The organism is Actinomycetes bacterium (assembly GCA_035489715.1).
In the GTDB taxonomy this organism is placed as follows: Bacteria; Actinomycetota; Actinomycetes; order JACCUZ01; family JACCUZ01; genus DATHAP01.
The window spans coordinates 1-6978 of the sequence record DATHAP010000073.1 but is presented as its reverse complement, the minus strand read 5'-3'; the positions used below and the strand labels follow the sequence as shown (position 1 = coordinate 6978).

Genomic DNA, 6978 nt, shown 5'->3' with positions numbered 1-6978 from the left:
GACCTCCTGCCACGAGTCGCCGCCGTCCTTGCTGCGCATGACGTCCCAGTGCTTCTGCATGTAGAGGACGTCGGGGTTCGACGGGTGCATGTCGATGCGGTGGACGCAGTGGCCGACCTCGGAGTCCTGGTCGGGGATCTCGCCGGAGCGCAGGCCCTTGTTGATCGGCTGCCAGGTCTGGCCGCCGTCGCGGGTCCGGAAGGCGCCGGCCGCGGAGATGGCGACGTAGAGCGTCTCCGGGTCGCTGGGGTGCTGGATGATGGTGTGCAGGCACATGCCGCCGGCGCCGGGCTGCCACTGCGGGCCGGTGTCGTGCTCGCGCAGGCCCGACAGCTCGGCCCAGGTGGTGCCGCCGTCGGTCGACTTGAACAGCGCCGCGTCCTCGACGCCGGCGTAGACCGTCTCGGGGTCGTGCAGCGACGGCTCCAGGTGCCAGACCCGGGTGAACGCCCAGTCGCGCAGCGAGCCGTCATACCACTGGTGCTGGCCGGGGACGCCGTCGTAGCTGAAGTCGTTGCCCACCGTGTCCCAGGTCGCACCGCCGTCGTCGGAGCGGTGGATCACCTGCCCGAACCAGCCGCTGGACTGCGAGGCGTAGATGCGGTCGGGGTTCAGCGGCGACCCCTTGAGGTGGTAGATCTCCATGCCGGGGAAGTGCGGCCCGTCGACCTTCCAGTCGGTGCGGGCCTCGTCCGAGGTGAGGACGAAGGCGCCCTTGCGGGTCCCGACGAGGACACGTGTGCCTGCCATGCGATGGTCCCTCCGTACGGCTGTCGCGGCCGGTGCTCGGATCGGCCCGACGCTACTCGTCCGGCCCGACACAAGGGACCCCGGCGGTGACCGGAACTCATCGGTCCCCGTCGGCGATACTCGGCGGACGATGGACGTCACCGTGCTGGGCAGCGCCAACCTGGACGAGGTCGTGCGGGTCGCCCGGCTGCCGGGGCCGGGCGAGACGGTCCTCGCCCTCGGCCGCGACCGGCTGCCGGGTGGCAAGGGACTCAACCAGGCGGTCGCCGCTGCCCGGGCCGGCGCGCGAACAGCGTTCGTCTCGGCGGTCGGCCAGGACGCGGCCGCCGACCTGCTCCTCGGCACCCTGGTCGAGGCCGGTGTCGACACGGCTTCCGTCCGGCGCAGCAGCCTGGCCACCGGGACGGCGCTGGTGACGGTGCAGGAGTCGGGCGAGAACAGCATCATCGTCGACGCGGGGGCCAACGGCGACGTACGACTCGACGGACCCGGCCGCGACGCCGTCACCCGTGCCCGGGTGCTCCTCGCCCAGCTCGAGGTGCCGCTGCCGGTGGTGGTCGAGGGGGCCGCGGCCGCCCGCGGGGCGGGCGTCACCGTCGTCCTCAACGCGGCACCGTCGCAGCCCCTGCCGGCCGAGCTGCTCGCTGCGGTCGACGTGCTGCTGGTCAACGAGCACGAGCTGAGCGACGTCACCGGGCGGGCGTCGGTCGACGCGGCCCTGACGGCGCTCGCCGGCCGGGTGCGCGCGGTGGTCGTCACCCTCGGCGCCGACGGCGCGCGCTGGCGGTCGGCCGACGGCGACGGGTCCGCCCCCGGCCTGCCCGCACGGGTGGTGGACACCACCGGCGCGGGAGACGCGCTCGCCGGGACGCTGGCCGCGGCGCTGGCCACCGGCGCCCGGCTCGACGACGCCGTGCGCCTGGGCACCGCGGCGGGCGCGATCAGCGTCGAGCGGGCGGGGGCCGCGGTCTCGATGCCCACCCGCGCCGAGGTCGACGCGCGGCTCGCCCGCTGACCGCCGCTATAGCGTGCTCGGCATGACGCGTGTCGCAGTGGCCGGGGCCACCGGCTGGACCGGCCGGGCGATCGCCGAGGCGGTGCACGCCGCGCCGGACCTGGAGCTGACCGGCGCCGTCGCGCGGCGGGCCGCCGGACAGGACCTCGGGCTCGCCTGGGGCGGCGACCCGGTGGGGGTGACGGTGAGCGAGGACGTCGCGGAGGCGCTGGACGGGGTCGACGTGCTCGTCGACTTCACCACGCACGAGGCCGCGCTGAGACACGCCCTCGCCGCGGTCGCGGCGGGTGTGCACGTGGTGGTCGGCACGTCCGGGCTCACGGCGGAGGACTTCGCGGTGATCGACCAGGCGGCCCGCGACGCCGGTGTCGGCGCCGTCGCCGCCGGCAACTTCTCCCTCACCGCCGCGATGGCGCAGGCAGCCGCGCTGCTGGTGGCGCCGCACCTGCCGCGCCGGGAGATCGTCGACTACGCCTCCGCCGGCAAGGCCGACGCCCCGAGCGGCACCGCGCGCGAGCTGGCCGAGCGCCTCGGCGAGGTGGCCCCCGCGCAACCGCCCGTCGTCGCGGTCGCCGACGTCTCGGGGCTGCCGCAGGCCCGAGGCGCGACGGTCGCCGGCACCCAGGTGCACTCGGTAAGGCTGCCCGGCTTCGTCGTGTCGACCGAGGTCGTCTTCGCGCTGCCCGACGAGCGGCTGGTGATCCGGCACGACGCCGGTCCCACCCCGCAGCCGTACGTCGCGGGGACCCTGCTCGCGATCAGGGCTGCGCCCGGGCGGACCGGCCTGGTCCGCGGGCTCGACACCCTGCTGCTCGGGCGCGACGCCTAGCGTCCCGTGCGCGGGTCACGCCGGCCACACGTCGCGGACGCGGGACCCGACGAACGACGCGGCCGGCGGCCGCCACTGGGCCAGGTCGTGCGCGAAGAGCGCGACGTCGATGTCGAGCTCCATCAGGTCGTCGACCCAGCCCGGCGCGGTGGAGTCGTCGATGCCGGCACCGAGCTGCCGCGCCAGCACCGCGGAGGCCAGCTCGCTCGCCGAGTCGAAGGCCTGGCCGGCGAGCAGCACGGTGCCCTCAGGCGTGCCGTCGACGAGCAAGCTCTGGTGGCCGGGCGAGTGCCCTCTGGTGGGTACGACGAGCAGCTGCTCGGCCACGGCGTACCGCCCGGAGACCCGCACGAACGTCGCCCCGGGGAAGTCGACCACCGCCTCGCGCACCGTGTAGCCCTCGTCGTCGGCGGCCGCGAGCTCGGCCTCCTGCACCACGATCGGCGTGCCCGGGAAGAGATGGTTGCCGCCGGCGTGGTCGGCGTGCAGGTGACAGTTGACAACGACGTCGACCTCGCCGAGGGACACGCCGTGCGCGGCGAGCTGCTCGTCGAGCGGGAACCATCGCGGCCGGTAGCGGGCGACCGCCTCCTCGTCGCCGACGATGCCTGTGTCGAAGAGCAGCGTGGTGCCGGGTGCACGCACCAGGTAGGCGCAGACGACGTACGGCGCGCGGACGACGACGCCCGGGTACTTCGCGATCTCGCGGCCGGGCACGGAGAACAGCCCGAGCGGCAGCGGGATGATCTCCACCAACGGCACCGACGCCACGGTGCGAGCATGGCACCGTCGGCAGGACGTCGGGAGGACGTCGGCAGGGTCTCGTGGTGGCGAGGAGGTGACGAGGTGCGCAGCAGCAGCGACCGGGCGCTGGCGTGCTCGGGCACCGTTGGCTGCCCGGCGAACCGCTGCTCGGCCGGCCGTCACCGCCGCGGCTGGCCGCGACGGTGGTCCTGGTGCTGCCCTGGCTCCACGACGTCGACGTGGCAGGGCTCGCGGAGCTCGGCCTGCCGGATGAGGACGACGACCCGGGGCGCCGAGCACCTGCTGGTGGCCGACGGCCGGCTGAGCGGGGTGCTCAACTGGAGCGACGCCGGCTTCGCGGCCCGCGCTGTCCGTCGCCAGGCTCGTCCGCGGCCGGTGACCGATCAGGTCGCCGGCCGGGGACGGCACCTCAGCCGACCAGCCAGCGGTCGACGACGACGGTCGTGCCGGTCGAGGCGCGCCGCTTGGTGCCGGTGACCTTGACCGTGACGGTGTGCACCTTGTCGGTCAGCCCGGTGAGGCTCTTCCTGACGTTCCACCCGGCCTTCTTGGCGTAGCCGTCGACCGTCAGCTTGAGCACCCCGTCGACGTACACCTTGGCCTTGCCCATAGCGGGGCCGCGCGCGGTCAGCCAGCTGACCGAGGTGCCCCGGAAGGTGAACGCCGCCGTGGAGCCGGGCACCGCCGAGACGGCGTAGTACCGGCCGGAGGCGGAGGCGCTGGCCACCCGCGACCAGGTCGCGGTCGTGCGCGGGCTGGCGGTGAGCTTCTTGCCCACCTTGACCGCGTCGAAGGCCACCCCGGTGCCGGTGCCCTTGGTCGCTCCCTTGCGACCGGCGACGACGACCTTGAGCGTGTGGGTGCCGGCCTTGAGCCCCTTGACCGTGCGCGGCACGTGCCACCGGGTCGCAGCGCTCCAGTTGTTCACCTTGGCCTTGGCGACACCGTCGACGTAGACGGTGGCGCGGCCCTGGCTGGGACCGGTCATCGTGTACCAGGTCACCGAGGTGCCCCGGAAGGTCGCCGACAGTGCGGCGCCCTTGGCGGCGGCCGACTGGTAGGACCGGCCGTAGGCCTTCGCGGCCTTCACCACGCCCCAGCGGTAGCCGGCGGCGAGGCTGTTCTCCTGCTCGGCCGTCGAGGCGCGGAACGTGGTCGAGGCGGAGGCGGGGCGGCCCGCCGCGTCGGTGCCGGACACCGTCAGCGCGTAGGTCTGCCCGGGCACGAGATGGACGGTGGGCTGCACGGCGGCACCGCGGACGGCGCCCGACACGCAGCTCACGGCCGTGCCGGCGGCGTCGGTGCAGCGGACCCCGACCGGGACGGTCGAGCCGCCGGTGGTCAGCGTGCCGGTGACCGCGGTCACCGCACCGGAGAACGTCGCCGTGCTGCGGCCGTTCAGCGCACGAGGGGCCGTCAGGGACACCGTCGTCGGCGCGACGACCGGCGTGGGGGTCGGAGTGGGCGGGGTGACGACCGGCGGCACCGGGGCCGTCACCGTCCAGGCGTACGTCGCCGCCGCCCCGGTGTTGCCCGCGGGGTCCCTCTGGGTCACCGCGAGGGTGTGGTCGCCCTGGGTGAGACCGGAGCGGAGGAAGGGGCTGGCGCACGGGCCGCTGGCAGCGCCGTCGAGCGAGCACATCGCCTGGGCGCCGGACTCGACGTCGAACTCGAAGCGGGCCGACGTGTCGGTGCTGGAGCTGACCGGTTTCACGGAGAAGTCGGGTGCCGCCGGCGCTGTCAGGTCGACATCCCAGGTCCAGTTCACCGGGGAGCTGGCGTAGCCGACGGCGTCGACGCTGACGACGGACAGACCGTGGGAGCCTTCGACGAGCCCCGGCGCATCCGGAAGCGGGACCGTGTCGACCGTGCAGGTCACCCAGCCGCCGCCGTCCAGCTGGCACTTGAAGCCGGTGGCCGTCGGGTCGGTGGAGACGAAGGCGAAGTCGGGCAGCCGCACGTTGCTGAAGGCGTCAGGCCCGCTGACGAACTGGGCCGGTGCCGGCGCGGTGACGTCCACGTCCCACTCGTGCGAGGTCGGCGCGCTGGCGTTGCCAGCCTCGTCCACGGCTCGCAGGTGCAGCACGTGGGTGCCCTCAGCCAGGCCGGACCAGTGCAGGGGCGTGGGGCACGGCGACCAGGTCGCCGTGTCGAGCCGGCACTGCAACGCGTCCGACGGGTCGGCCACGTCGAGCACCACCTCCGCGGTCGTCTGGTTGGTCGGGTCCGCCGGACCGGTCAGCACCACCGGTGCCGCCGGCGCCGTCGTGTCGACGGTCCAGGCGTAGGTCGCCGTCGGTCCGGTGTTGCCTGCGGCGTCGGTCTGGGTCACCGCGAGGGTGTGGTCGCCCTGGGCGAGACCGGAGAGGAGGCAGGGGCTGGCGCACTGGCCGCTGGCAGCGCCGTCGACCGAGCACATCAGCTGGGCGCCGAGCTCGGCGTCGAACTCGAAGCGTGCGGACGTGTCCGAGGTCGAGGCCGCCGGCTTGGTGACGAACTCCGCGGCGTCCGGAGCGGTCAGGTCTACCTGCCAGCTCCAGCTGACCGGGGAGCTCGGGTTGCTCGACGCGTCGACGCTGACGACGGAGAGGACGTGGGCACCTTCGTCGAGCCCCGGTGCAGCCGGGAGCGGCACCGTGTCGATGTCGCAGGTCACCCAGCTGCCGCCGTCCAGCTTGCACTTGAAGCCGGTGGCCGTCGGGTCGGTGGAGACGAAGTCGAAGTCGGGCAGCCGCAGGTTGCTGAAGGCGGCCGGCCCGCTGAGGAACTGGGCCGGTGCCGGCGCGGTGAGGTCCACGACCCAGGTCAGTGTGGTGGCGGCACCGGCGTTGCCGGCCTCGTCCACGGCCCGCAGGTTCAGCACATGGCTGCCGGCGGTCAGGCCCGCCCAGTGCAGGGGTGTCGGGCACGGCGACCACGTCGTCGTGTCGAGCCGGCACTGGAACGAGTCCGACGGGTCGGCGACCTCGAGCACCAGGTCGGCCGTCGTCTGGTTGGTGGGGTTCGCCGGACCGGTCAGGACGGTGGGCGCGCCCGGCGCCGTCGTGTCGACGGTCCATACGGCGGATCCGGGCTGGGCAGCATTGCCGACGCCGTCGAATGCGGAAACCGTCAACGAGTGCTGGCCGTCGCTGAGGCCGGCGAGGTGCCACGGGCTGGTGCATGCGTCGGACGGGCCGCCGTCCAGCGAGCAGGCGAACGACGTCGCGCCGGCCGCCGAGAACGTGATGTCGGCCTGGGCCGAGGTGGCCGGGCTGGTGGGCGCGGTGACCTGCACGTTCGCAGGAGCCGTGAGGTCGACCGTCCAGGTCGTGGAGTCGGTGCCGCCGAGGACGCCCTGGAAGTCGCGGGACTGAACGACGACCGTGTGGTCACCCTCAGCCAGCGTCCCGGTCGCCCAGGGGCTGCTGCAGACGACCGGCGCACCGCCGTCAAGGGCGCAGGTGTGCGCCAAGGCCGTAGGGTCGTTGTTGCTGAAGTAGACCAGCGCAGAGGTGCTGCTGGTCGGACTCTGGACGTCGACCACGGTCGGCGCACCGGGTGGCGTGATGTCCACCGTCCAGGTCCTGGTCGCCGAGCCGGGACGGTAGCTCCCGTTGAGCCGCCCCTTGACCACGAA

Annotated in this window: 5 protein-coding genes; 2 read left to right on the top strand and 3 right to left on the bottom strand. The window is 74.0% G+C overall.

From position 1 onward, the window contains the following. The coding region (locus VK640_06310) for an exo-alpha-sialidase (protein HTE72795.1) at positions 1 to 750 on the bottom strand (750 nt) is incomplete at its 3' end. Between the two features lie 130 nt (positions 751 to 880). Here VK640_06310 and VK640_06305 point away from each other — a divergent pair. Beyond that, positions 881 to 1765, top strand: coding sequence for a ribokinase (locus VK640_06305; protein ID HTE72794.1), 885 nt, complete (start codon positions 881 to 883; stop codon positions 1763 to 1765). A gap of 22 nt (positions 1766 to 1787) precedes the next feature. Beyond that, complete coding sequence (gene dapB / locus VK640_06300; protein HTE72793.1) at positions 1788 to 2594, top strand: 4-hydroxy-tetrahydrodipicolinate reductase; 807 nt, start codon at positions 1788 to 1790, stop codon at positions 2592 to 2594. 15 nt (positions 2595 to 2609) lie between these two features. On the opposite strand, the gene VK640_06295 is transcribed toward dapB, so the two are convergent. Then, positions 2610 to 3365 (bottom strand): MBL fold metallo-hydrolase, encoded by a 756-nt coding sequence (locus tag VK640_06295; GenBank protein HTE72792.1) that lies wholly within the window; start codon positions 3363 to 3365, stop codon positions 2610 to 2612. A gap of 403 nt (positions 3366 to 3768) precedes the next feature. After that, the coding region (locus VK640_06290) for a hypothetical protein (GenBank protein HTE72791.1) at positions 3769 to 6978 on the bottom strand (3210 nt) is incomplete at its 5' end.